The organism is Bradyrhizobium retamae, from assembly GCF_001440415.1.
GTDB classification, from domain to species: Bacteria; Pseudomonadota; Alphaproteobacteria; order Rhizobiales; family Xanthobacteraceae; genus Bradyrhizobium; species Bradyrhizobium retamae.
The window spans coordinates 196,840-219,787 of record NZ_LLYA01000225.1 but is presented as its reverse complement, the minus strand read 5'-3'; the positions used below and the strand labels follow the sequence as shown (position 1 = coordinate 219,787).

The 22,948-nt window shown below is 63.4% G+C and carries 22 protein-coding genes; 9 read left to right on the top strand and 13 right to left on the bottom strand.

The genetic code is table 11. The features are described from left to right. Positions 1 to 163 precede the first annotated feature (163 nt). On the top strand, positions 164 to 1,513 hold the full coding sequence (locus CQ13_RS39545) for a tyrosine-type recombinase/integrase (RefSeq protein ID WP_057848150.1): 1,350 nt from the start codon (positions 164 to 166) through the stop codon (positions 1,511 to 1,513). Between the two features lie 29 nt (positions 1,514 to 1,542). On the opposite strand, the gene CQ13_RS39540 is transcribed toward CQ13_RS39545, so the two are convergent. After that, positions 1,543 to 2,235: a response regulator transcription factor gene (locus CQ13_RS39540; protein WP_057848149.1), complete on the bottom strand. Its 693-nt coding sequence runs from the start codon at positions 2,233 to 2,235 to the stop codon at positions 1,543 to 1,545. Positions 2,236 to 2,525: 290 nt separating this feature from the next. Continuing rightward, positions 2,526 to 4,121, bottom strand: coding sequence for a Do family serine endopeptidase (locus tag CQ13_RS39535; protein ID WP_057848148.1), 1,596 nt, complete (start codon positions 4,119 to 4,121; stop codon positions 2,526 to 2,528). A 477-nt stretch (positions 4,122 to 4,598) separates the two neighbouring features. On the opposite strand from CQ13_RS39535, the gene CQ13_RS39530 reads away from it, so the two are divergent. Then, positions 4,599 to 5,171, top strand: a complete 573-nt coding sequence (locus CQ13_RS39530; protein WP_197427589.1) for a hypothetical protein — start codon at positions 4,599 to 4,601, stop codon at positions 5,169 to 5,171. A gap of 281 nt (positions 5,172 to 5,452) precedes the next feature. Here CQ13_RS39530 and CQ13_RS39525 read toward each other — a convergent pair whose 3' ends face one another. From CQ13_RS39525 to ccmI, 5 genes are all read right to left on the bottom strand, one after another. After that, entirely contained in the window at positions 5,453 to 5,974 is a 522-nt protein-coding gene (locus tag CQ13_RS39525; RefSeq protein WP_057848146.1) for a DUF1993 domain-containing protein, read from the bottom strand. Between the two features lie 74 nt (positions 5,975 to 6,048). Beyond that, complete coding sequence (locus CQ13_RS39520) at positions 6,049 to 6,546, bottom strand: cytochrome c-type biogenesis protein (RefSeq protein ID WP_057848145.1); 498 nt, start codon at positions 6,544 to 6,546, stop codon at positions 6,049 to 6,051. Between the two features lie 4 nt (positions 6,547 to 6,550). Continuing rightward, entirely contained in the window at positions 6,551 to 8,533 is a 1,983-nt protein-coding gene (locus tag CQ13_RS39515) for a heme lyase CcmF/NrfE family subunit (RefSeq protein WP_057848144.1), read from the bottom strand. Then, entirely contained in the window at positions 8,530 to 9,021 is a 492-nt protein-coding gene (ccmE, locus tag CQ13_RS39510; RefSeq protein ID WP_057848143.1) for a cytochrome c maturation protein CcmE, read from the bottom strand. The genes CQ13_RS39515 and ccmE overlap by 4 nt, the downstream gene beginning before the upstream one ends. 40 nt (positions 9,022 to 9,061) lie before the next feature. Further along, the gene (ccmI, locus tag CQ13_RS39505; RefSeq protein WP_057848142.1) at positions 9,062 to 10,165 is read right to left on the bottom strand and encodes a c-type cytochrome biogenesis protein CcmI; all 1,104 of its coding nucleotides are present in this window, start codon (positions 10,163 to 10,165) and stop codon (positions 9,062 to 9,064) included. Between the two features lie 305 nt (positions 10,166 to 10,470). Between ccmI and exbB the strand changes: the two genes are divergently transcribed. Genes exbB through CQ13_RS39490 form a run of 3 tightly spaced genes read left to right on the top strand, consistent with a single transcriptional unit; the run spans position 10,471 to position 12,520 of the window. After that, positions 10,471 to 11,337, top strand: coding sequence for a tonB-system energizer ExbB (exbB, locus tag CQ13_RS39500; RefSeq protein WP_082637905.1), 867 nt, complete (start codon positions 10,471 to 10,473; stop codon positions 11,335 to 11,337). 5 nt (positions 11,338 to 11,342) lie between these two features. Continuing rightward, positions 11,343 to 11,768 (top strand): TonB system transport protein ExbD, encoded by a 426-nt coding sequence (gene exbD / locus CQ13_RS39495; protein WP_057848141.1) that lies wholly within the window; start codon positions 11,343 to 11,345, stop codon positions 11,766 to 11,768. Continuing rightward, positions 11,765 to 12,520, top strand: coding sequence for an energy transducer TonB (locus CQ13_RS39490; protein WP_057848140.1), 756 nt, complete (start codon positions 11,765 to 11,767; stop codon positions 12,518 to 12,520). Before exbD ends, CQ13_RS39490 begins: the two co-directional genes overlap by 4 nt. Before the next feature lie 52 nt (positions 12,521 to 12,572). Here the strand turns inward: CQ13_RS39490 and CQ13_RS39485 are convergent, their stop codons facing one another. Continuing rightward, positions 12,573 to 15,743, bottom strand: a complete 3,171-nt coding sequence (locus CQ13_RS39485; RefSeq protein ID WP_156434182.1) for a TonB-dependent receptor domain-containing protein — start codon at positions 15,741 to 15,743, stop codon at positions 12,573 to 12,575. Between the two features lie 220 nt (positions 15,744 to 15,963). On the opposite strand from CQ13_RS39485, the gene mntR reads away from it, so the two are divergent. Then, complete coding sequence (gene mntR / locus CQ13_RS39480; RefSeq protein WP_430649743.1) at positions 15,964 to 16,452, top strand: manganese-binding transcriptional regulator MntR; 489 nt, start codon at positions 15,964 to 15,966, stop codon at positions 16,450 to 16,452. 23 nt (positions 16,453 to 16,475) lie between these two features. Here mntR and CQ13_RS39475 read toward each other — a convergent pair whose 3' ends face one another. From CQ13_RS39475 to CQ13_RS44910, 4 genes are all read right to left on the bottom strand, one after another. Beyond that, on the bottom strand, positions 16,476 to 17,882 hold the full coding sequence (locus CQ13_RS39475) for a hypothetical protein (protein ID WP_057848138.1): 1,407 nt from the start codon (positions 17,880 to 17,882) through the stop codon (positions 16,476 to 16,478). A 162-nt stretch (positions 17,883 to 18,044) separates the two neighbouring features. Beyond that, positions 18,045 to 19,418, bottom strand: a complete 1,374-nt coding sequence (locus tag CQ13_RS39470; protein ID WP_057848137.1) for a sensor histidine kinase — start codon at positions 19,416 to 19,418, stop codon at positions 18,045 to 18,047. Between the two features lie 98 nt (positions 19,419 to 19,516). Then, entirely contained in the window at positions 19,517 to 20,188 is a 672-nt protein-coding gene (locus CQ13_RS39465; RefSeq protein ID WP_057848175.1) for a response regulator transcription factor, read from the bottom strand. A 283-nt stretch (positions 20,189 to 20,471) separates the two neighbouring features. Beyond that, complete coding sequence (locus tag CQ13_RS44910; RefSeq protein WP_176722012.1) at positions 20,472 to 20,624, bottom strand: hypothetical protein; 153 nt, start codon at positions 20,622 to 20,624, stop codon at positions 20,472 to 20,474. Positions 20,625 to 20,874: 250 nt separating this feature from the next. Between CQ13_RS44910 and ku the strand changes: the two genes are divergently transcribed. Together ku and CQ13_RS39455 are read left to right on the top strand one after the other, a co-directional pair. Next, positions 20,875 to 21,840, top strand: coding sequence for a non-homologous end joining protein Ku (ku, locus tag CQ13_RS39460; RefSeq protein ID WP_057848136.1), 966 nt, complete (start codon positions 20,875 to 20,877; stop codon positions 21,838 to 21,840). A 40-nt stretch (positions 21,841 to 21,880) separates the two neighbouring features. Continuing rightward, on the top strand, positions 21,881 to 22,117 hold the full coding sequence (locus tag CQ13_RS39455) for a hypothetical protein (RefSeq protein ID WP_057848135.1): 237 nt from the start codon (positions 21,881 to 21,883) through the stop codon (positions 22,115 to 22,117). Between the two features lie 235 nt (positions 22,118 to 22,352). On the opposite strand, the gene CQ13_RS40325 is transcribed toward CQ13_RS39455, so the two are convergent. Continuing rightward, a complete protein-coding gene (locus tag CQ13_RS40325; RefSeq protein WP_063800249.1) occupies positions 22,353 to 22,517 on the bottom strand; it encodes a Flp family type IVb pilin in 165 nt (54 codons plus the stop codon). Between the two features lie 216 nt (positions 22,518 to 22,733). Here CQ13_RS40325 and CQ13_RS44075 point away from each other — a divergent pair, with 216 nt between their 5' ends. Next, positions 22,734 to 22,901, top strand: coding sequence for a hypothetical protein (locus CQ13_RS44075; protein WP_156434181.1), 168 nt, complete (start codon positions 22,734 to 22,736; stop codon positions 22,899 to 22,901). Positions 22,902 to 22,948 lie beyond the last annotated feature (47 nt).

The window sequence follows — 22,948 nt, the reverse complement described above, 5'->3', positions numbered from 1 at the left end:
AAACCTCTCCCCGGCCGGCGGAGGTTTCCACAACCCGTCTCGCTTTGTGGAGATCGGCGCTTTTGGCCCGCCGTTTACAGGTATTTCATGGAGGAGTTTGGCGGATTACCGTCGTCGAACATCACCCCCATAGCCCCAGCGACCACCTGGGAGGAGAACTTCGATGAAACCCCTCAAGCCCGAAGGCCTGGAAACACCCGGCCTCGTCTGGCAGCGGCGAAGCAAGCGCCGCGGCAGGAAGACGATAAAGCAACCAACTGACCCATACGTCGGGTACTGGGTATGTCGTCCCGATATCCTGGAGAAGGGTTATACGCTTAAGACGCAGCGGCTCTGGCCGCCAGCCGGGCAACCGTATTCGTTGCCAAGCGACGATGATTGGAAGGACATAGCGGCGAGCTGTCAAAAGCTGCAGAGCGAAATGCTGGCTTTCTCCAATGGCCTCATCATGTCGCCGGACGAGTTCGACGCCAAGAAGACTTTTGATGGGACGGTAGGCTCGCTCGTCGATATCTATTTGGCCGATCCGGATAGCCCTTTTCACAAGCTTCGATATGATACACGCAAAACTTATCGATCGCGCGTCCTCTATCTAAAGAAGATGGTCGGTCAAGCGCGCATCACGCCAGAAGCGCCAGAGGGTCGGAAACTCACATTCCGGGACTTCAATCGTTGGGCAGAAAATTGGGCCAAACCAAAAGTGGAAGGCGGTCCGCGTCGGGTTGCTCGAGCCCATGGCTATATGTCCTTTGTGAGGATCCTGTTCACGTTCGGAGCAATGTCAGAGCTGCCGCGCTGTGAGGAGCTTCACAAGGTTCTGTCCAAAATGGAGATTGAGAACCCGAGGCGCCGCAAGCAAAAGCTTACCCTGGAGCAGGCGGTTCTAATCATCAAAGAGGCGCACCGCCGCGGCGACCACTCGATAGCGTTGGCGCAAGCGTTGATGACTTCGTTCATGATTCGACAAAAGGACGTTGTTGGAGAATGGATACCAATATCAGAGCCGGGCTTGTCCGCCGTCACGCACAAGAGCAAGAAGTGGATACATGGCCTCATATGGGAAGAGGTCAATGCTGGTGTGCTGGATCACCGGCTAAGCAAGTCGCTACGAGGTAAGTTCGCGACCACAAATCCCGACGCCGGCAAAGGCGTGAGGGGAACGCTTGCGCTGTTTCCACTCGTCGTGGCGGAGATTGAGCGAATACCGATCGAGAAGCGCAGCGGTCCGATGGTCATTGCTGAGCACACGGGGCGGCCGTGGATTCAAAAGGTCTTTGCCGAACACTGGCGCGAGATCGCGAGAGCTGTTGGCGTTCCTGATGACGTGCAGAACCGTGACAGTCGCGCGGGTGCTGCGAGCCACGCAGAGAAGCAAGGCGCGAAGCCTGAGCAGATACGGCCGGCGCTTGGGCACGAGAAAATAGAAACGACGATGATCTACCTCCGCAACCAGGACGAAGGGCCGGACAATATCGCCCGTATAAGGTTTGGGGATGGATCACGAACGAAGTAACTAACGCACTCTAACGACGTGTAGTGTTTTCAATTACTTGGGCCTTTAATTCCGTCACGGATCATGTATCCGGCGCCGCGGATCGTGTGCAGCAAGGGCCGATCAAAGCCCTTGTCGATCTTGGAGCGCAGCCGCGAAATATGCACGTCGATGACATTGGTCTGCGGATCGAAATGATAATCCCAGACGTTTTCCAGAAGCATGGTGCGGGTCACCACCTGGCCGGCGTGCTTCATCAGATATTCGAGCAGGCGAAACTCGCGCGGCTGCAGCGTCAGTTCATCCTTGCCGCGGGCGACACGATGAGAAAGACGGTCGAGCTCGAGATCGCCGACGCGATAGGTGGTCTCCTCGGCCGGGCCGACATTGCGGCGCGACAGCACTTCGACGCGGGCCTGCAACTCGGCGAATGAATAGGGCTTTGGCAGATAGTCGTCGCCGCCGGCGCGCAGGCCCTTGATGCGGTCGTCGACCTGGCCGAGCGCGGAGAGGATCAGAACCGGCGTGCGATTGCCCTTCTCGCGCAAGCTCCCGATCACGGACAGGCCGTCGCGCTTGGGCAGCATGCGGTCGACCACCAGCACGTCGTAGTCGCCACTCTCGGCCATCGATAGCCCCTCCTCGCCATCGCTGGCGAGATCGGCGACATAGCCGACTTCACGGAACGCCTTGACCAGATAGTCGGCGGACTCGCGGTCGTCTTCGATGATCAACAGGCGCATCTGGGTGACGGGTGTGGGGATTGCTGCGGGGGCGCTCACAGGATTTGTTCCTCTCACCATGGCGCGGCCGCCCTGCACATGCAAGGCGACGGCGCGGTATCGCGATCAAGTGAAAAGAGCGGGCGATGAGGCTGGGGGACCTCACCGCCCTTAGGCCCTTCCGACGGAGGGGGGCGTATTCCGAAGGAAGGTTGCCAGAGGGAGCGAGTTTTGGACCCGCTCCCCGGAAGGAGACGTCGGCGGGGGCGACGAATGCCGGCGTAACCCTCCATCTGGTATCTAGTCCTCGTTTAGCCCTTCGCCAGCGGCACCGCGACGAAGCGCGACGAACCGCCGCTCTTCACGCGCATGAGAACGCTGTTCTTGTTCTCGTTCCGCGCGGCGTCGATTACCTCACGGACTTCGCTCGGGGTGCCGACGGTCTTGCCGGCGACCTCAAGAATGACGTCGCCTTCCTTGAAGCCGCGTTCGGCCGCCGCGCTCTTCGGGTCCACCTCGGTGACGACGACGCCTTCCCGGCCGGCGCCGGCCACGCTGTTGGCGGGGGCGACCGTCAAGCCGAGCTTCGGCACGTCGGTTCCCTTGTTCGCGCTGCCCTTGTCTTCCCGGTCGGTGTTGGCCTTAGCCTCGACCGTGTTCGGCAACTGGCCGAGCGTGAGGTTGACGACCTTTTCCTGGCCCTTGTGCAGGACGTTGAGCTTCACCGACGTACCCGGCTGCAGACCGCCGATGGTGCGGGCGAGTTCCCGTGCATCCTTGACCGGCTCGCCGTTGACAGCCGTGATAACGTCGCCGGATTCGATTCCGGCCTTGGACGCGGGACTATTGGCTTGCGGTTCCGCCACCAGCGCGCCTTCGGCCTTCTTCATGCCGAGACTGTCGGCGATGTCGGAGGTCACCGGCTGGATCTGGACGCCGATCCACCCGCGGCTAACGGTGCCCTTGTCCTTGAGCTGGGCGACTACCGACTTCACCGTCGAGGCAGGAATCGAGAACGCGATGCCGACGCTGCCGCCGGACGGCGAATAGATCGCGGTGTTGACGCCCATCACCTCGCCATTGGTGTCGAACGCCGGACCGCCGGAGTTACCCTTGTTCACGGGCGCGTCGATCTGGATGAAGTCGTCGTATGGACCGTTGCCGATGTCGCGGCCGGAGGCCGAGACGATGCCGGCGGTCACAGTGCCGCCGAGGCCGAACGGATTACCGACCGCGAGCACCCAGTCGCCGATCCGCGGCTTGGAATCCGAAAGCTTGGCGAACGGGAAATCCGTGCGGCCCTCGACCTTGATCAGCGCGAGGTCGGTGCGCTGATCGGTGCCGATCACCTTCGCGGTGTAGGTCTTGCCGTCTTCCATCGTGATTTCGACCTTGTCGGCGCCGTCAACCACGTGGTTGTTGGTCACGGCATAGCCGTCAGGCGAGATGAAGAAGCCGGAACCCTGACCCGTTACCGGGCCACGGGGGCCACGCGGTCCGCCACGCAGGCCGGGCGGCAAGCCATCCGGACCGCCGAAGCGGCGGAAGAAGCGCTCCATCGGCGAGCCCGGCGGGAACGGCGAGTCATCGTCCTTGTTGGCGCTGTCGTCCTTGGAACTCTTGTCGGCGATGTTGATCTTCACCGAAATCACCGACGGCTTCACGCGCTCGACAATGTCGGCGAAACCGATCGGGCGCTCGACCTTGCGAACCTCGGTATTGACCTGCGCGTGCGCCGCGCTGGTGAAGACATCAGCCGGGCCCTGCTGCGGCGAGAAGCCATACACGGCGGCGCCGAGGCCGGCGACGACGGACGCCATCAGCGCGAGTTTGCGGGCGGAGAACAGCGAACGGCGGGCTGCACCGGACGACGGTAGCGAGGAAAGATCGATGGGACGTTCGGTCATGTTTCTAAAATCTCCAGAGCGTGAATTTCGACGATGCGGACTGGGCATCTGACAGGACGGAAGATGGGGCCTGCCGCCTTACCGCGCGCTGGCTAGGGAATTAAACTTTTGTAATGCGGCGGCTTATGGATGCGGCAGAATAGCGCAAGCAATCAATGGGTTAGCGCCGACCGAAAAACAACTTTCAGAGGACAGGGCGCTCACACCGGGCCAGGCAAGCAGCCAGCCATCGCAGCGCCCGTAAATCTTACGTTAAACTAATCCGTGCCACAACCTATGCACGAACAGTGAGAGCTGGTTGCGGGTCGCCGAAGGCGAACTTCAATTACCGCCGTCAACGACAAAGATCAGGAAGAAAGCCATGGTCAGCGCCGTTTCCAGGCAAGTCGCCACATTGGATCCCCTCGCCTATACGGCTCTCGATGTGGACGACAACAAAACAGCCCGCACCGAACACGACGCCGAACGACAGCGATCGTGGCCCGGGCCACGCAGCTGTCATTGTCGCAGAACGCGCTGGACCGTCTGATGGCCGCCTTCAAGCAAGGCCCGGACGCCGCGCAGCAAGCCTTGGATGCTTGGTCGCAGGCGGCGGAGGATCGTTTCGCTGATCGTTTTGCTGCGGCTAAGGCAGACATGGCGGTGGCCCGCGCAGAGATGCAAAGGTCCTTCGCGGCAACGAACGATCAAATGCAGGAGAATGTCGCCGGTTGGCTGAAGCGCGCGCAGGAATCTTACGTCAAGTGGCAGAACACCACTCCAGTTCCAGCCGTGCAGCTCACAGCCGCGGAAATCGCCGACGTCTTGAAGAAGGCCGCGCCGATTGGCGTCGATCCATCCAAGATTGGCGATGCGGACGCCTATATCTTCGCCTTGGACGGAAAGCAGTATACGTTCAAGAAGGACGGAACGGCCTGGGTGAATGATGCCGGCGTGCCGACGTCGGAAGAGCAAAAGCAGGACGTCCTAGCGATCATGGCAAACGACATACGGTCGCTGACTGACTACCTGCGGGATTATGGCGGTGTCGACATGTCTCTAGTCGTCTAACCCACGCATTTCTCGCTCAGGAAAAACCGCGTCGAAACCACAACATAACGGCATCAGATCTCAGAGAACAGCGCAGGAAGTTTCATCCTGCGCCGCTGTTGTGCCCTGCAGCTTTAGCTGATCTGGATACCGTTGCCGTTGATGTCGAACACATACTCGAGCGTGTCCGTATTGGCCGGATCGAAGAAGCCGACCACGTCAACAAAATTCTCGAAGTTGGTGTCGAGCGCATCGTTGCGGGGACGCGCAACAATTGCGCGCCGTCGCCCTGAAGGCCCGCCTCAGCTCTTCATCTTCATCCGGCCCATGAAATCTCGCTTGCCGAGCGGCACGCCGTTGGTGCGCAGGATGTCGTAGGCGGTGGTGGCGTGGAAATAGAAATTGGGCAGCGAAAACGACATCAGGAAGCCCTCCGCGGTGAAGGGCAGCTTGTGATCACCGATGTGAAAGACGACGTCGCGGCCGCCGAGCGCATTGACTGCCTCCGGAGTCCAGCCCTCCAAAGCCTCGCGGGTTTGCGCGACCAATCCCTGCAATCCCGCATAATCGTACGGCGTGTTGGACGCGGGCGGACGAAACTCTCCGCTTTGCACGCCCTCGATAGCGCCGCGCGAATGCTGGGCGACGGAGATGATCTGGAAGCGCAGCGGCAGCATGTCGGGCGCCAGCCGCGCCTCGACCATGCTATCCGGATCGATGTTCTTTTCGCGGAAATGAACGAGGCCGCGCTCAAGGAAGCCGCTGACGGCGCCAAGGGTCTGTAGATAGTTCGCCACGCTGGCGTCGTAGAGTGAAAAGGCCATGTCCCGTCTCCCCTAGTTATGTTTATTTTGACAGGGGAGTCATAGCTGAAGCCTGCCCGCTTGCAATGGCGGGTTTAAGGCTTCTTGTCCGGCGCATCGGCTGCGAGCAAGCGCTCCAGCCTCGTCTGTTCCTCCTCCGTCAGATGCAACAGCGAAGGATCGGTCACGCTGCCGGTATTCGAACGGCGGCGGCTGTAGAACCAAAGCGCCAGCCCGCCTCCGGCCAACGCGAGCGGCGGCAGCAGCCAGAGCAGCAGCGTATGCGGCGTGAAGCGCGGCTTCAGCAGCACGAACTCGCCGTAGCGCGCGACCAGAAAGTCGATCACCTGGCTGTCGCTGTCGCCGGAGGCGATCCGCTCGCGCACCAACAGGCGCAGGTCGCGCGCCAGCGGGGCGTCGGAATCGTCGATCGACTGGTTCTGGCACACCATGCAGCGCAGCTCGCGCGACAGGTCGCGGGCTCGCGCCTCCTTTGCCGGATCGGCCATGATCTCGTCGGGCTGCACGGCGTGAGCCGGCCCGCAGAGCGTCGCGGCGACAACGAACACACATGCTGCAATGAGGCGCTTCAAGGCATTACTCCGCCGGCTGCAGCGCGCGGGCGGCCTTGGCCGGCTTGGGCGCGCCGACGCGCAGGCGGCGATCCGAGAGCGACAGCAGGCCGCCGAACGCCATCAGGACAGGGCCCCACCAGATCAGAAGCACCAGCGGCTTGTGATAGATGCGCACGGCGATGGCGCCTTCCGCATTGGTGTCACCGAGCGAAACGTAGAGCTGACTGGCGCCGCGGGTCAGCAGCGCGGCCTCGGTCGTCGACGAGTCCCGCGTGGTGAAGTTGCGCTTCGACGGCATCATCACCTGGAGCGTTTCGCCGTCGAGCGCAACCGTGAACTGCGCGATCATCTCACGGAAGTTCGGTCCCTGCCGTTGCGTGATCTCGTCGAGCTTCAACTGATAGCCGGCGACGCTTGCGACATCGCGCGGCTTCATCGTGCCGATATACTCGCTATTCCAGGTGGTCTCGCAGACGATGCCGATCAGCGCGACGCCAATGCCGGCATGCGCGAACGCCGTGCCCCAGGCCGCGCGCGGCAGCCCACGCGCACGGGCCATCGCGGTGGCCAAGGGAACGCGGAACAACGCCGTGCGTTCGGCGAGATCACTCAAGGCGCCGCCAATCACGAATATCGCAAGCCCGATCGCCAGCGGGGCGAGCGTGGCTCCGCCATGGGTCCATGCAAACAGCACCGCAATTGCGACCAGCGCCGCGATGCCGGCCGCGGTCAGCCGCTGCGCCGCGCCGAGGAGATCGCCACGCTTCCATGCCAGCAGCGGCGCAAACGGCATGGCGACCAGGAGCGGCACGAACAGCGGCCCAAAGGTCAGGTTGAAAAACGGTGCGCCGACCGAAATCTTGTCGCCGGTCAGCACTTCCAGCGCCAGCGGATACAGCGTTCCGATGAACACGGTGGCGCAGGCGGAGGTGAGAAAGAGATTATTGAGCACCAGCGCGCCCTCGCGCGAGACCGGCGCGAACAGCCCACCCTGCTTCAGCGCCGAGGCGCGCCAGGCATACAGCGCAAGACTGCCGCCGATGAACAGGCACAGGATCAGCAGGATGAACACGCCGCGCGAAGGATCGGTCGCGAACGCGTGCACCGAGGTCAGCACGCCCGAGCGCACCAGGAAGGTGCCAAGCAGCGACAGTGAAAACACCAGGATGGACAGCAGGATCGTCCAGACCTTCAGCGCGTTGCGCTTTTCCATCACGACGGCGGAATGCAGCAGCGCGGTACCGGCGAGCCAGGGCATCAGGGAAGCATTCTCGACCGGATCCCAGAACCACCAGCCGCCCCAGCCGAGTTCGTAATAGGCCCAGTACGAACCCATCGCGATGCCGAGCGTGAGGAATATCCACGCCACGAGCGTCCACGGCCGCACCCAGCGCGCCCAGGCCGCGTCGATCCGGCCTTCGATCAAGGCGGCGATCGCGAACGAGAACGAGATCGAAAACCCGACATAGCCGAGATAGAGCATCGGCGGATGCACGGCCAGCCCAATGTCCTGCAGCACCGGATTGAGGTCACGGCCCTCGATCGGCGGGCTCGCAATGCGCAGAAACGGGTTCGACGTGACCAGGATGAACAGATAGAACGCAGCCGCGATCCAGCCCTGCACGGCCAGCACATGGGCGCGCAGCGACAGCGGCAAATTGTTGCCGAAGGCGGCAACCAGGCCGCCGAACAGCGCCAGGATCAACACCCACAGCAGCATCGATCCTTCGTGATTGCCCCACACGCCGGTGATCTTGTAGAGCAACGGCTTCATCGAGTGCGAATTCTCGAACACGTTGACGACGGAGAAATCCGAAGCGACGTGCAGCATCACCAGCGCCGTGAACGAGACCGCCACGAACAGCAATTGCGCCAGCGCCGTGGAGCGCGCGACATTCATCAGTGCAGGATCGCCCCAGCGCGCGCCCAGCATCGGAACCGTGGACTGGATCAGCGCAAGTGCGAGCGCCAGCACCAGCGCGTAATGCCCGGCTTCCGCGATCACTTCGCGGTCCCCTGCACTGGCGCAGATGCGGCCGTGGCGCCGGGCTTCGCGCCGTAGTCGTCCTTCCAGTGCCCCTGCTTCTTCAGGGCGTCGGCGACGTCCCTGGGCATATAGGTCTCGTCATGCTTGGCCAGCACGGTATCGGCCTTGAACACGCCTGACGCGTCGAGCGCGCCCTCGGCGACGACGCCCTGCCCTTCGCGGAACAGGTCCGGCAACATTCCCTTATAGGCGACGGGCAGCGTGGCGCTGCCGTCGGCGATGCTGAAGTTCACGGCAAGGTTGTCGCCGCGCACCAGCGAGCCCGGCTGCACCAGGCCGCCGAGGCGGAACCGCTTGCCGGGCGGGATATGCTTTTCCGCCGCCATGGTCGGCGTGGAAAAGAACACAATGGAGTCGCGCATCGCGTTCAGCACCAGCGCCGCCGCAACCGCAAGCACCGCGAGCGAACCGCCGATCATGGTCAAACGCCGCTGCTTGCGCGTCATCAATATCCCCTGTCTTCGTCTTTGGGTTCCGCCATCCGCTCTATCCATCAAGCCCGAGATTTTTCAGGCCTTCATTGAGCTGGCGCAAGCGCTCGGCATCGCCCGCAACCGCCTGGCGCGCTTCCGTGCGCGCGCTCGTCGCCTTGTCGCGTTCGCCCATCACCATATAGGCCCGCACCAGCCGCAACCAACCCTCGACATCGCTGCCGTCCTGCTTCAGCCGCGCCGCCAGCCGATCGACCATGCCGCGGATCATCGTCCCGCGGTCCGCCTCGTTCATGTCCCTGGCCGCGGCCATTGCATCATCGGAGAGCGCCGGCGCGACGGGGGCGCCGACCCGGGTCAGCGCCGCCTCGATCAGCGGCCGCCACGGCACGTCGGCCGGCGCCTTTGACAGCATCGCCCGCCAGATCGCCGCAGCGTCGGCCTTCCGGCCGTCCTGTTCGGCAGCGAGCCCGAGGAAATAGCTGGCCCTGGGATCGTCGGCGTCTTGCGCGACCGCGCGCTCGAACTCGCCCTTGGCCTCCGCCGTGACGACGCCGCCCGCGCTGGTAACCAGCGCCTCACCGAGATCGGAGCGGCGTTCGGCGCTGTCGCCGGCATGTTGAATCACGTTGCGGTAGGCCCGGACCGCTTCATCGAAGCGACCGAGCCGCGCCAGCACCGGCGCCAGCACGGTCCAGCCGCGGCCGTCGGTCGGATTTTGCTCGAGATGCGCTTCGACTTGCGCCACCATGTTTTCGAGCGGCTGGCTGGCGTCCGCCATACGGGTGCGCGAGGCGAGTGGGAAATCACCGAGACGCGGCGATCCAAGCGCGAGGTAGAACGTCACTGCCGCGATCGGCAACCCCACCAGCGCTACGACAGCCGAGGCACGGCGCAGGCCAAGGTTGGCGCGCGCCGGCTGGTTGCGCTCGCCGTCCGCGGCGGCGAGCAGGCGGCGGCCGATTTCGACACGCGCGGCTTCGGCTTCGGACAAGCCGATCAGCCCGGCTGCGACATCGCGGTCGATCTCGGCGAGCTGATCCTTGTAGACGACCGCCTCGCTGCCGCCGGCCTGCGCAGACGAGCCGCGGCTCAACGGCCAGAGCACGGCAAAAATCGCCGCGACCGTCATCAGCGCGAACACAAACCACAGCGTCATCAAGCAGTTCCCGGGGGCGGAACGGCGCTTCCCAAGCCAGCGCCGATGCGCCGCTTTACACCACCGGGGGCAAGTCCGGCAATTGACAATTGCGGCAGAAAGACCCGCCAGCGATCCGCAGCTCCTGGGCCAGTTCGCCCCGAGCTTATCCGCCGGATCGCGGCTCGTAGACCCATCAACGGGAAATTGCAGCGGAACCTGCATGCACGAGGGATCTCGCGCCCTTTGGCCATAGCGTTTGCACCAAGACGTAGGCAATGCTACACAATGGGGCTTAGGCATTAATTGCGTACAGAGGCAGATCGATGCGATCCTGGAAAGCAATTCGACGTGGCGCTGTTCCGTCCACCCCTGTCAAAACTCCTGTTGGCCTGAAACTCCGCCGCAGCGTTCCGCGTCTGTCACTTCCGCTGCTGTTGCTGTCATTTCCGGCCGCAGCCCAAGACGCAACGGAAAGGACAGTGATCGCGGCTGCAGCGCTACCCCGCGATCTCAGCCCCTGGGGCATGTTCATGCAGGCCGACGTCGTCGTCAAAGCGGTGATGATCGGTCTGGTCTTTGCGACCGCGGTCACCTGGACGGTGTGGCTCGCAAAGACGATCGAGCTGATCAAGGCGCGACGGAATGCCCGACACGCCCTGCGCGAGCTCGCCGACGTCCGGAACATGGAAGACGCCGTGCGGCAGGTCCCCGAGGGCGCGGTTGCCCAGTTGCTCGAGGGTGCCCTGGCGGAATTGAGATTAAGCACCGATCGAATGGACAAGGAGGGGATCAAGGCAAGGATCGCCTCCCGGCTGCAGCAGATCGAGGCGGCGGCAAGCCGGCGCATCGGACTAGGCACCGGCGTGCTTGCGACCATCGGATCGACCGGCCCCTTCGTCGGACTGTTCGGCACGGTCTGGGGAATCATGAACAGCTTCATCGGAATATCGAAGTCGCAAACCACCAACCTCGCCGTGGTCGCGCCTGGAATTGCCGAGGCGCTGCTGGCGACAGCGCTCGGGCTGGTGGCGGCGATTCCCGCCGTCATGATCTACAATCTCTTTGCACGCCAGATCGCCTCCTACCGGGCGCTGCTCGGGGATGGATCCGCAGAGATTACGCGACTGGTCGGCCGCGACCTCGATAGCGGCACCGTGCTGGTGCGGCGGCACCTCGCAGCGGCGGAGTAGCAGCCATGGCCGCCAGTCTGAACCAAGGCAACGGCGATCTCGCCGAAGTCCATGAGATCAACGTGACGCCGTTCATCGACGTCATCCTCGTTCTGCTCATCATCTTCATGGTTGCCGCGCCGCTTGCGACCGTCGATATCGCCGTCGATCTTCCGGCGTCGAACGCGCAGCCGCAGCCGCGGCCGGACAAGCCGGTCTATCTGACGGTGAAGCCGGACCTGTCGCTTTCCGTCGGGAACGAAACCGTGGGGCGTGGCGCACTGCCCGGCGCGCTCGATGCGAGCACCAGCGGCCAGAAGGATACCCGCATTTTCCTGCGTGCAGACAAGCTCGTCCCCTATGGCGAGGTGATGCAGGTCATGAACATGTTGCGGGCCGCCGGCTACCTCAAGGTCGCCCTGGTCGGAATGGAGCAAGCCTCGTCGCCATGATGCAGCTTGCGGCCGAAGATCGTTCCGACCTTCAACGATGGATGTTCAGCAGCCTCGCGGTGCTGTGCGTCTACGCCGGATTGACCGCCACGCTCGCCACCTGGCGCGACGCGGACGACACCGTGGCTGCCGAACCTTCGGGCGCGATCGTGGTCGAGCTGGCGCCGTTGGCCGCAGCACCAGCGACGACGCCGACCGACATTGCGTCCGGTCCGGAGCAGGTGATGTCGGAAGCGCAGCCGGTGGCGAAGCCCGAGGAGACGCCACCCGATGAAACGCCCGAGCTGCCGCCCGCTCCCAATCCGGACGCGGCTGTGGCTTTGCAGAGCAAGCCGCAGCCTGACGTGACGCCGCAGCAGCAGGCGGCGGCGACCACGACATCGGCACCGCCCGCGATCAACGATCGGATCGCACCGGTCGCCGTGGCACCGACCCAGGGTGTGCCGAATGACAAAAATTCGGAGGCCGTCGTGACGTGGCGAACCCAGGTCCTCGCTTTGGTTGAAAAGAACAAGCGATATCCGGAAGCCGCGCGGTCGCGGCGCGAGCAAGGGACGGCGCAGGTGTCGTTTACGCTGGATCGCAAGGGAATGGTTGTCAGCGCGCGTGTAACTCAAAGTTCGGGATCCGGCGCCCTTGACGAGGAAGCGCTCGCGCTCCTCAAGCGCGCGCAGCCCTTTCCTGCGCCGCCCGCAATGTTTCCCGGCGAGTTCGTTGTCGTGAGGCAGCCGATCCGCTTCACGGTCAAATAGGGCAGATAGCAGGCGGCATCCGACCGTCTGGTCACAGCATCAGTTCGATGCGTTAGTCCGCAATGATCGCGCCGCCGCCGAATCTGTAGTTCATCCCGATCCGGACACCATCACTGGTCACCCGCGTGTTGGCGTCAAACGCAACCGCCGTATTGACCGCCACAGGCGGCGTCGAACGCATCGAGCCGAAATCCATGTGGAGATATTCGAGCTTTGCGGTCCAGTTGCCTGTAAGCCGGGTCTCGAAACCGGCGCTGACAGCCCAGCCGAACCGATACAAGTGCCGATCCAGAGACGCCGTGGTTGCGACACCCGCATTGTCGAAACCTGCAACCGCCGTTGACGTCGTTATCTTGCCGAACGGAACGCCCGCGGTGGCGTAGGCAAGCAGGTCCGGCGTCACGAGCGTTCCGACGCGCCCGCGAACCGAGGCTGCCCACCCCAAGCGATAGTCGAGGCTCGCCGTCACGGTGGCGTCAAGCGGAGCGAGCGCCGGGTTGCAGATGTTACCGGAGCAAACGGTGGCGCTGCTTCCGCGCTGGTTGCGATATTCAAAATCGCCTTCAATGCCCGCCAGCATCCGGCCCGACGTCCAGTTATAGCCAGCCTGTCCGCCAATACTGGCGGTGTCGTGCGTGGACGACAGGCGGGCTCCGGCAAGCGACGTACCGGTTGCAACATCGCTGAACGCAGCGTTGGTAACGCCCTCACCCCTCAAATATCCAACATTGCCGCCGGCATAGATGCCCGCCCAGTTCCAGGCCACCGCTTCGAGCGCGGGGCTCTTGTAGTAGCCGTTGCCGGCCGGCCGTCTCGCCGTGCCTATCCAGGTGCCGGGCGGGCCGCTCGGCCGGTCGACACCGTATTTGACGTTGAGAAACAGCTTTAAGCCACGACCCGGCTGCAGGATCTCGTCCTTGTGGAATTGAACGGAGTTGCGAATGTTGGCGTTGAGCAGATTGTCGCCAACTACTCCGGTCGCGACCTCAACCGCGCCCCACGGCGAATCCCTCCAGAATTTCCGGTGCTCGAGTTGTACCTTCACCAAATCATATCCGGCGGTCGGCGTGTCGAATTGCGGAATGTCGTTCTGCGCAAACGCGTGCAACACGCCGACGCGCGCGAACCAATTGTCGTTGCGCCAGTAGACGCCGCCGCCGAGGCGCATCGGAGGAATGCGCGGCACGTTGCTGCCGTCGGTGAAGGTCGCCCGCACGACATCATATTGGCCATCGAGGCCAAGGGTGCCATTGCCAAGTTGCGCGGCGTCCCACTGCCACGCCAGTTCGCCGCCGCGGAAAGTCGCGTCACGCTGATCGTAGTTGACTTGGATGTAATCGGTGCCGGCGCCGCATGAAGCAAACGTTTCCTGACAAAAGATGCCGGTGGCGCGCGAGAAAATGAACTTGTCGTACGACGTGTAGTAGGCATTTGCGGCGAACCTGAAATCGCCATCCGTACGTTTCAAGCCGATTTCCGCGGTCTGCGCGGTTTCGATTCCGAGGTTCGGGTTGCCGATCTTGAACGTCTTCTCCGAACCGTCGGGACCTTGGGCGAACAGTTCGAGGGCGCGCGGCGCACGTTCGATCCGTTGCAGCGTCAGGCTGGCGACCAGCGAGGATGGAAGATCCTTGATGATGCCGAAACTGACGCTCTTCGGCATGAAGTCGAGCTTGGCGGTGGCCCTGCCCGGCTCATCCGGCGGTGGGAGAAAATTCGGCGGGAAAGTGAATGCCGTTCCCGCGACATTGACCCCCTCGATGCGACCCGCCAATTGCGTGCGCAGCGTGTCCGTGTGCCTGACTTCATTGAGGAAGTACGCCGCTGCCGTTCCGGTCTGGGCCGGAAGCAAGATCGCCTGCCCTTCCGTATCCAGTTGCTGGTAGGCGCCCTGCGCGCCAAAAATGCTGGTCAGCGCACCGATCGGCGTGGCGAACGGCGCAAGTTCGAACTCGAGCTTGCCCTCGGTCTGCCGGTTCTTGAAGGTTGCGGCAATCTCCTGGAAGCCGGTGGTAGCGAGCACCGTCTCGTCGTGCCGGTACTCCGAATAGCCGGTCCAGTACCTGATCGCGGCAAGCACGCTTGCGTCCGGGCGATACTCGCCCTTGGAACTGATCTTGGTTTGCTCGAGGTCGTTGTGCTGGCGGGCATCCGCGGTCGCGATGCCGGGGACGTAGTAGTCGCTGGTGAAGCGGGAGACGGCGATGCCGGCATAACCGCCGTCGAAAAGCCAGGAGCCGCCGATCGCAGCGCCTGCGTTTTGCGAAGCGGAATTCGGCTGCTTGCCGTTGAAAGCAGGCGCAGGGATTGGCGGGACCAGATACGGGTAACTCGGGACGCTGTAATCGCTGGACGAGCGTCCGTAGATGTCGGCATGAACGGCGGCGTTGCGGCCGCCGGCATCCAGCAACAGGCCGCTCTCCCATCCCTTGTTGACGCTCGTTACGCCCGACCGCAGTTCTGCAGCCATCCCCCCGAGCGGCGCAGCGGTCGGAATCCGGTTGTTGTTGACGTCGACGACGCCGCCGACGGCCTGCGAGCCGAAGCGGAGCGCACCCGGTCCGCGAATGACGTCGACCTTCTGGATGGCGAGAGGGTCGATCGGCACCGCGTGGTCCTGCGCGATGTCAGATACGTCGACAGCACCAACGCCGTTCTCCTGAATGCGGACCTTTGCGTCCGAGAGGCCACGCAAGATCGGGCGCGACGATTCCGTGGCAAGGCCTGCCGAAGTTGCACCGGGCATATTGGTGAACAGGCTGCCGAATCCACCGTTGCTGCTACCGGTCTGGATCTGGTTGCTCCCGATCGTCGACAGCGGCGCGAATGGCTGATTGAAACGCGACGTCGGCGCGAGCGGGGGCGTTGGGCCCGGCAGCGGTGCCGCCACGGTCGTCGAACGCCGACTGGGCTCGCTGCGCGCGGCCCGCCGCGCGGGCTTAGGCTGACGCCCCTCGACGGTCACTTGCGGCATGTCGATTTCCGCCGGCGCGTTCGGCGTGGCTTGCGGTCCAGCCGCCGGGGCCGGCGCGGTCTGCGAGGGAGCCGGCTCCGCCGGGGCTTGCCCCGCTGCCGGCGGTGCCGGGGCGGCTGGTTCGGTAGGCGGCGCGGCCTGGGGCGCCGATGGCGCGGGCGCTGCGGTTTGCGCGAGCGTCGCAGCGTGGCTCAACCAAACCACGGCCAGTGCCGATGTGCCCGCAAGGGCCATTCGCGTCGCGCGCATATTCATCCCCAACCGATCGCGCTTCAGCAACAGCCACTTGATAAGCCGCAACGCCAAAACGTAGGCAAGGCTACATGTTAATGCTGAACCGTTAACTGTCAAGATGCTGCGAACGAGTCGCAAATTCCAGGCGCCGGCCTGTTGCAGACCGGCGACAAGCCGCCAACTTGCAATGTGGTCGGCAGCACGCCATGGTCGCGCCTCGTCTGGATGGATTCGCCTGGAAGGTGCAGTGGTGCGCAAGCCCTCGACAAATCGGGCCAAACCGATGCAGCCGCTGCCCGCGGAACAAACGCAGGCGCGCCGCTTCGGAAAGGCACGATCGGCGCGATCGACAGCGGTTCTGGAAGACTATGTCGAATTGATCTCCGATCTGCTCGGCACGACCGGCGAGGCGCGCCCGACCGACATCGCGCGCAGGCTGGGCGTATCGCACCCGACGGCGATCGACACCATTGCGCGATTGAAGCGCGAAGACCTGGTTACGGCCCGCCCCTATCGCGGGGTGTTCCTGACCGAAAAGGGTGAGACTCTCGCCAAGCGCGTCCGCGCCCGTCACCGTCTGGTGGTCGACGTCTTGCTGGCGCTGGGCGTTCCGCAGGAAGCCGCGGAGGCTGACGCCGAGGGCATCGAACATCATGTTTCCGATGTGACGCTGAAGACCTTCGCCGAATTTCTTCGCGACGCCAAGGATCGACGCAAGGCATGACGCGATAGAATCGAGACGGATCGCTAGCTCGCCTTGGTCGTTTTACGCTCGCCGGTCACGGCATTTTCGGCCGCCCGGCTCATCAGCGACGCGTAGTCATGGCCGAACAGGATTTCGCAGAAGCGGATCGCCGCCTTGGCCTGCATCTGCCGGTAGGCGCGCGCCCTGCTGTCGGCGCCGCGCAGCGCCTGCACCAGGCTCTCGGTGGAATGCTCGACGTAATGCTGCAGGTCGGAATAGGTCCGCAGGGTGACTTCGTTGATGGCGAGTTCGCTGGCATAGGTGCGGCACACCGCCACGAAGTCGATCAGGGCGGCGATCTCTTCGACCTCCGCGGCGTCGATCTTCGGCGCCGAAGCGATATCCTTGTCGGCGCGCTGACGCAGGATGCGGCGGACCCGGCCGGGCACGCTCTCGATCTCCGACTGCAGTGAATTGGAAATATCGGCCCGGATCGACGTGAGCTGGCGGCCCCACGCGGAATCGTTGCGCAGATCGAGCTCGGTGCGAAGCCCGCGCACGCCATCGTGCAGGATTTTCAGTTGGTCGCCGACATTGTCGAAATGGCCGCGCCTGATGTCCGTGCGCAGGCAGGCCGTGAGAAACGAGAGATCGTGCAGCGCGATCGTGACGGCGATGCCGTAGGGCGTGGCCGCCACGCGAATCTCGTCGTCGGAGGCCGCCATCTTGACCGCGAGACGGATGATCTGCCACGGCGCCGCCAATCGCTGCATGATCAGCGACAGCGCGAACGGCAGCAATTGCGGCGTCTGCAACGACGGCACGTTGAGCGCCGACGTCACGGTCTCGAGTTGAGAGGGCGTCAGCGCCCGAATCTGGTCGGGAAGCCGGCTGCCGAGCGTCTCCATCGCCTCACGGGCCCGCAGCACCGCGCCGATCGACAGCAAATCCTCGACTACATTCGGCGAGCCAATGCGCGAGAGCGCACGATGCCTGTCCTCGCCCTGCACCGGAGTGGCGATCTTGACGATCGCCTCGGCTGCGGCGAGCTGGAATTTACGAGTCGCGGCTCCGAGACCTGCGGTGGAGCCGCTCAGCCTGATTTCGCTGAGTGTCCTTTCGAATGCGCGCACGGCCTCGGGCGCGCAGTCGCGGCCCAGCCATTGCCAGACCGGCAGAAGCGACGCGCGCCGGATCTGCCCGGCGCGCACCGGATAATTGCCCTCGACGAGAAATGGCTCGAGCGGACCGTACAACAGCCGCGCCGGATCGTCGGTGCGCGGACGCGCCTCGTCGTCTTCCTCGGTCCCGCGCACGACCTGGCGCAATTGCTCGAGCACGAAATTGGCGACGGCGAGATCTTCCCCGCGTTCGATGGCGCGCTCGAACTCCCGCATCAGCAGCGCCTGCGATTGAGGCGGGAGCTGGGCGAGATAGTCCCTCAGCCGCTCTGTCGATGTCTGGCTCATTCGCCTGGTGTGGATATGTTTGTGTCACGCGGACGGCAAAGCGCGTCCACCGCCGATTTTAGAAGTGCGCGCGTTAAGAAGCCGTTTAGGAATAACGAAATCGCCCCGGGCAGTGCCAGATAGCGCCCCTTCAATCCCAGGCAATTCAGCCCGATAAGGCGTTCATATCCCCGGCAGCACCAGCTCTGCCCGCAGCCCGCCGATCGGGGCGTCGCCCAGGACAAGGCTACCGCCATAGAGGCCGGCGAGATCGACCACGATCGAAAGCCCAAGCCCGGAGCCCGGCTTGGATTCATCCAGTCGCTGGCCGCGCCGGGATACCTGCGCGCGCTCGGCAGCGGATAATCCGCGGCCATCGTCATCGACGATGAGCCGCAGCCGCGGCCCGGTGCCGGGCTCGGCCGGCGATTCCGTGCGCACCTCGATGAATACCTGCGAGGCCGCCCATTTGCAGGCATTGTCGACCAGATTGCCGGCCATCTCTTCAAGATCCTGGCGCTCGCCGCGGAACTTTGCATGCGGGTCCGCCTTGACTGCGATGTTGACGCGACGATCCCGGTGGATCTTTTCCATGGTCCGCCGCAGCGCCTCGATGGCGGGCGCGACCTCGGTGACGGTGCCGACGATGGTGACGCGCGCGGCGATGCGTGCGCGCTCGAGGTGATGCGCGACCTGATCCCGCATCACAAAAGCCTGCTCCAAAACCTTGTTCGCAAAGGGATCCACCGTGTGGGCGGAGGCCTCGTTGACGATCACCGACAGCGGCGTCTTGATGGCATGGGCAAGGTTGCCGACGTGGGTGCGGGCGCGCTCGACGATCTCGCGGTTAGCGTCGATCAGCGCGTTGGTCTCGCGCGCCAGCGGCGCGATCTCGACCGGAAATTGGCCCTCAAGCCGTTCGGCGCGTCCGGAGCGGATGTCGGCGATCGATTCCGAAATGCGCTTGAGCGGCGCCAGCCCGAAGCGGACCTGGAAGATCGTGGTCAGGAGCAGCACGATTCCCAGCGCTGCGAAGGTGCCGCCGAGGTAATAATCGAAGGCGCGGATTTCGTCGAAAATCTCGGATGCGTCGCCGGCCACGCTAACCAGATACTTGCCGTCGGCGCCGAGGTCGACCGGCCGCTCGACCACCCTCAGATCCTGGCCCTCCGGACCGTCGACGTAACCGAGGCGGATCCCGGCCGGGGTCAACTCCGCGCCGATATCCTCGAGCTTCGGCAGCTTCTTGTCCCACAGCGAACGCGAGGCCTTTGTTTCGGCCTTCTCGTCGGTCCGGACGATCTGCCAGTACCAGCCGGACAAGGGCAGCTCGAACAGCGGTTCGCCGAGCGACTGGAACTGTTGGTCAAGCGGCTCGTCCGGCGTTGCGACTTCGGCGATCAGGGTGCGGAGGTAGAGGTTGAGGCGGCGGTCGAAGGCGCGCTCGGTCGCGTTCCGGTAGACCGATGACAGGATCACGCCGGTGATGATCAGGATCACGACCACCCACGCGGTCGCCGACAGGAACAACCGCGTGGCGAGCGAACTTCCGCGCATCAGAACAAGATCCCGAAAAGCGTATCCCCAGGCTCCAATCCTGGGGATGGAGACGGGCCTTCGGATAAGATCATGCTCGAATAAAAGAGCAAGGCTCATCAGACGCCCGGTGAGGGCGGCGTCAAGAGATAGCCGAGCCCACGCACGGTCTGGATGATGTCGACGTCGAGCTTCTTGCGGATGCGGCCGACGAACACCTCGATGGTGTTGGAGTCGCGGTCGAAGTCCTGGTCGTAGAGATGCTCGACCAGTTCGGTGCGCGACACCACGCGCCCGGTGTGATGCATCAGATAGGCCAGCAGCCGGTATTCGTGCGAGGTCATCTTGACCGGATTGCCTGAGACGCTGACCCGCCCGGTGCGGGTATCCAGCGAGACCGGGCCGCAGGTCAGTTCCGACTGGGCATGGCCGGTGGAGCGGCGCAGCAGCGCGCGAATGCGCGCCAGCACTTCTTCGAGGTGAAACGGCTTTGCGACATAATCGTCGGCGCCGGCATCAAACCCCTGCACCTTGTCGCTCCAGCGGTCGCGCGCGGTGAGGATCAGGACCGGCATGGCGCGGCCGTTGCGGCGCCACGCCTCCAGCACCGAGATGCCGTCCATCTTCGGCAACCCAATGTCGAGGACGACGGCGTCATAGGGCTCGCTGTCGCCCAGATAGTGCCCCTCCTCGCCGTCGAACGCGCGATCAACCACATAACCGGCATCCGTCAAAGCCGTCGTAAGCTGACGGTTGAGATCCGGATCGTCCTCAACGACAAGCAGGCGCAAGCTGGCCTCCAATAGTGAGCCCTACAATATCAGTTCTCATGATGAGGCTCAGCGGGGTGAACGGGCCATGAACGAGGCACACCGGGCAGTGCGACTTTCGTCATAACGCTTTCCGCGGGCCCGGGCGCGCCCGCAAACCGCAGGCCCAACGCCTAACATGCCCGATCGGATGCCCCAAGGGGGGCCCGGCAGGTTGCTTATGGCAACGGCTCCCGAAAAAGCGGGACACGACACGTCCAGCCGCGCGGATAAGCGTCCCGGTCGCGCAGCCTCAGTCAGTCCCTTACGTGCGGAAGAATATGAACCAGACGATGCCAAGGATCAGAATCGCGAGCCCGGTCGATACCGTCAGGAGTGCAAGCACGGACGGGCCGGGCTCGGCTTGGCGCGCCTCAGTCGGGGTTTCGACGATCTGGCCATGTCGTTTCGTTGCCATGGGAACCTCTTCGAGTAAGTACCTGTAATGTCAGCCAATGCTCCGACATCGCCTGTGGAAGCAACGCATGATCGAAAGTGATGTTCCGGGTATTGGGCGTGTCGCGCGGCCGCCGTGCTCAAAAGGTCGCAGGCCCGCCGCCGCGCGGAAGGGTTAACGGCGTTCCGAGATTCCCTAGCCCGGCATGTTTGAGACGGGGTGATCCGGTGGTATCCTTCCCGTTCGTCTGTTGCGTATTTCGGAGTAGCCCATGGCCCCCCGCGCCAATTGGAAGGGTTTTCTGCGCCTGTCGCTCGTGACCTGTCCTGTCGCCCTCTATCCGGCGACCTCGGATACCGAGAAGGTTTCGTTCAACCAGATCAACCGCAAGACCGGCCACCGCATCAAATACGCCAAGGTCGACGCCGAGACCGGCGAGGAAGTCGCCAGCGAAGACATCATGAAAGGCTACAAGATCGATACCGACACCTACATCGAAGTGTCGAAGGATGAGCTAGACGACATCGCACTGGAATCGACCCGCACCATCGAGATCGACGAATTCGTTCCGAAATCCGATATCGACGGCCGCTATCTGATCCGCCCCTATTATCTCGTGCCGGACGGCAAGGTCGGCCACGATGCGTTTGCGGTGATCCGTGAAACCATCCGGAGCATGGACAAGGTCGCGATCGGCCGCGTGGTACTGACCAACCGCGAGCACATTATCGCGCTAGAGCCGCTCGAGAAGGGGCTGATGGGAACGCTGCTGCGCTACCCCTATGAAGTACGCAACGAGAAGGAATATTTCGACGATATCCAGGACGTGAAGATCACCAAGGACATGCTTGATCTGGCGAAGCATATCGTCGAGCAGAAATCCGCCTCATTCGAGCCCGAGCAGTTCGAGGACCGCTACGAGCAGGCGCTGATCGATCTGATCAACCAGAAGCGCAACGGCCTGAGCACGAAGGCCAAGGCGGCGCCGAAGACCGCCGGCAACGTCATTAATCTGATGGACGCGCTCAAGCGCAGCCTTGCCAGCGAACAGCAGGCCGCCCCTGCCGCCGCCAAGACCAAGGGCAAGAAGCCGAAGAAGGCCGCCGCCGGCCAGCGCGAGATGCTGTTGCCGATCAGCGGTAACGGAAAGCGCGCCGCCAAGGAGACGGCGAAGGAAGCGTCGAAGAAGGCGGAAAAGCCGGTGCGTACCGCCGCTCGCACCAAAAAGGCCGGATGATCGGGCGAGGAGCGCGATAGATAGAACCATCTAGCGCGCGATGCCGTGGTCGACCCCGTTCGATGATCCGATACCGCTTCGTGGCGGCCGTAAGCTCGCGACGCTGCAGCAGGCCGCCGACTATGTCATGGCATTGCCGGAGGAAGTGCAGCACGAGGCGCACTGGCAGGTCGCGGTGGAGAATCTGATCAACGCGGCCGAGACCGGCGGCGGCTGGTTGATGTTCGCGCGGATCGCGATGCTGCGGGCCCTCAATGCGGACCCAAAAGACAAATAATAGCGCCGGTTTCAATCCCCGCCGCCGTCCCGCCCCCGCTGCCAAAGTCCAACCCGCCATCGCAACCACCAGACGACCGGTCGTTGACCATCGAATCGATCAACAAGGCTGCGACCAATATCACGGAGATCACGCACCACGGATTTTGCTGGACGCAGGCTAGAATTGATGGCCCCAGGACACCGTCAGCGGCCCAAACAGCAGTTCCAGCATGATGTCTGTGCGGCCTTGCCCGCTACTTGAGTCTGGTGCTGACGTCGCTGAATTTCGTGCTGAGCGTGGTGCCGATGCCGTTGACGGCGCTGACGATCACGATGCTGATGCCGGCCGCAATCAGGCAATATTCGATGGCGGTAGCGCCGCATTCATCGCCGACAAATCGTTCCAGTACTCGACGCATGGACAAACTCCTGTCGACGCTCCCCGAAATTCTCTCGCGCCATACTGCCTAAACTCTAGGTCGGAACGGTTGAAGAGGCCTTGTGGAACAGAATGAACGATTGATTAAGGGCGACGAGGAATTCCGCCCCGGAATCCTACGGTAAGGAAAATTTACCATCGATTGTGTGCCGACCAGTCACCCTCGCCCGATCGGCGTCTTGCGGAGTGAGCGCACATGATTGCGCAGAAGCGCGAAGCGGGAAGGAATTACATCGGTCTCTTGCACGACGAGACTGAGGAGCAGCGCGCCGCCGACATCTCGGCGGCCGCGAATTACCTTATCCTGGATCAGGTACTTGACCTGATTGCGGCGATGCTCAGCCGCCGCAGCGAGGCGAGGTAGTCACCCCGCCCGCCACGGCGTTGAACAAGGGACCGGGCAAGAGCCCG

Coding starts and splice junctions, on each gene's coding strand:
- CQ13_RS39545 (WP_057848150.1), top strand. CDS start 164: ATGAAACCCCTCAAGCCCGAAGGCCTGGAAACACCCGGCCTCGTCTGG.
- CQ13_RS39540 (WP_057848149.1), bottom strand. CDS start 2,235: ATGCGCCTGTTGATCATCGAAGACGACCGCGAGTCCGCCGACTATCTG.
- CQ13_RS39535 (WP_057848148.1), bottom strand. CDS start 4,121: ATGACCGAACGTCCCATCGATCTTTCCTCGCTACCGTCGTCCGGTGCA.
- CQ13_RS39525 (WP_057848146.1), bottom strand. CDS start 5,974: ATGGCCTTTTCACTCTACGACGCCAGCGTGGCGAACTATCTACAGACC.
- ccmE (WP_057848143.1), bottom strand. CDS start 9,021: ATGACGCGCAAGCAGCGGCGTTTGACCATGATCGGCGGTTCGCTCGCG.
- ccmI (WP_057848142.1), bottom strand. CDS start 10,165: ATGACGCTGTGGTTTGTGTTCGCGCTGATGACGGTCGCGGCGATTTTT.
- exbB (WP_082637905.1), top strand. CDS start 10,471: ATGCGATCCTGGAAAGCAATTCGACGTGGCGCTGTTCCGTCCACCCCT.
- exbD (WP_057848141.1), top strand. CDS start 11,343: ATGGCCGCCAGTCTGAACCAAGGCAACGGCGATCTCGCCGAAGTCCAT.
- CQ13_RS39490 (WP_057848140.1), top strand. CDS start 11,765: ATGATGCAGCTTGCGGCCGAAGATCGTTCCGACCTTCAACGATGGATG.
- CQ13_RS39485 (WP_156434182.1), bottom strand. CDS start 15,743: ATGCGCGCGACGCGAATGGCCCTTGCGGGCACATCGGCACTGGCCGTG.
- CQ13_RS39475 (WP_057848138.1), bottom strand. CDS start 17,882: ATGAGCCAGACATCGACAGAGCGGCTGAGGGACTATCTCGCCCAGCTC.
- CQ13_RS39470 (WP_057848137.1), bottom strand. CDS start 19,418: ATGCGCGGAAGTTCGCTCGCCACGCGGTTGTTCCTGTCGGCGACCGCG.
- CQ13_RS44910 (WP_176722012.1), bottom strand. CDS start 20,624: ATGGCAACGAAACGACATGGCCAGATCGTCGAAACCCCGACTGAGGCG.
- ku (WP_057848136.1), top strand. CDS start 20,875: ATGGCCCCCCGCGCCAATTGGAAGGGTTTTCTGCGCCTGTCGCTCGTG.
- CQ13_RS39455 (WP_057848135.1), top strand. CDS start 21,881: ATGCCGTGGTCGACCCCGTTCGATGATCCGATACCGCTTCGTGGCGGC.
- CQ13_RS40325 (WP_063800249.1), bottom strand. CDS start 22,517: ATGCGTCGAGTACTGGAACGATTTGTCGGCGATGAATGCGGCGCTACC.
- CQ13_RS44075 (WP_156434181.1), top strand. CDS start 22,734: ATGATTGCGCAGAAGCGCGAAGCGGGAAGGAATTACATCGGTCTCTTG.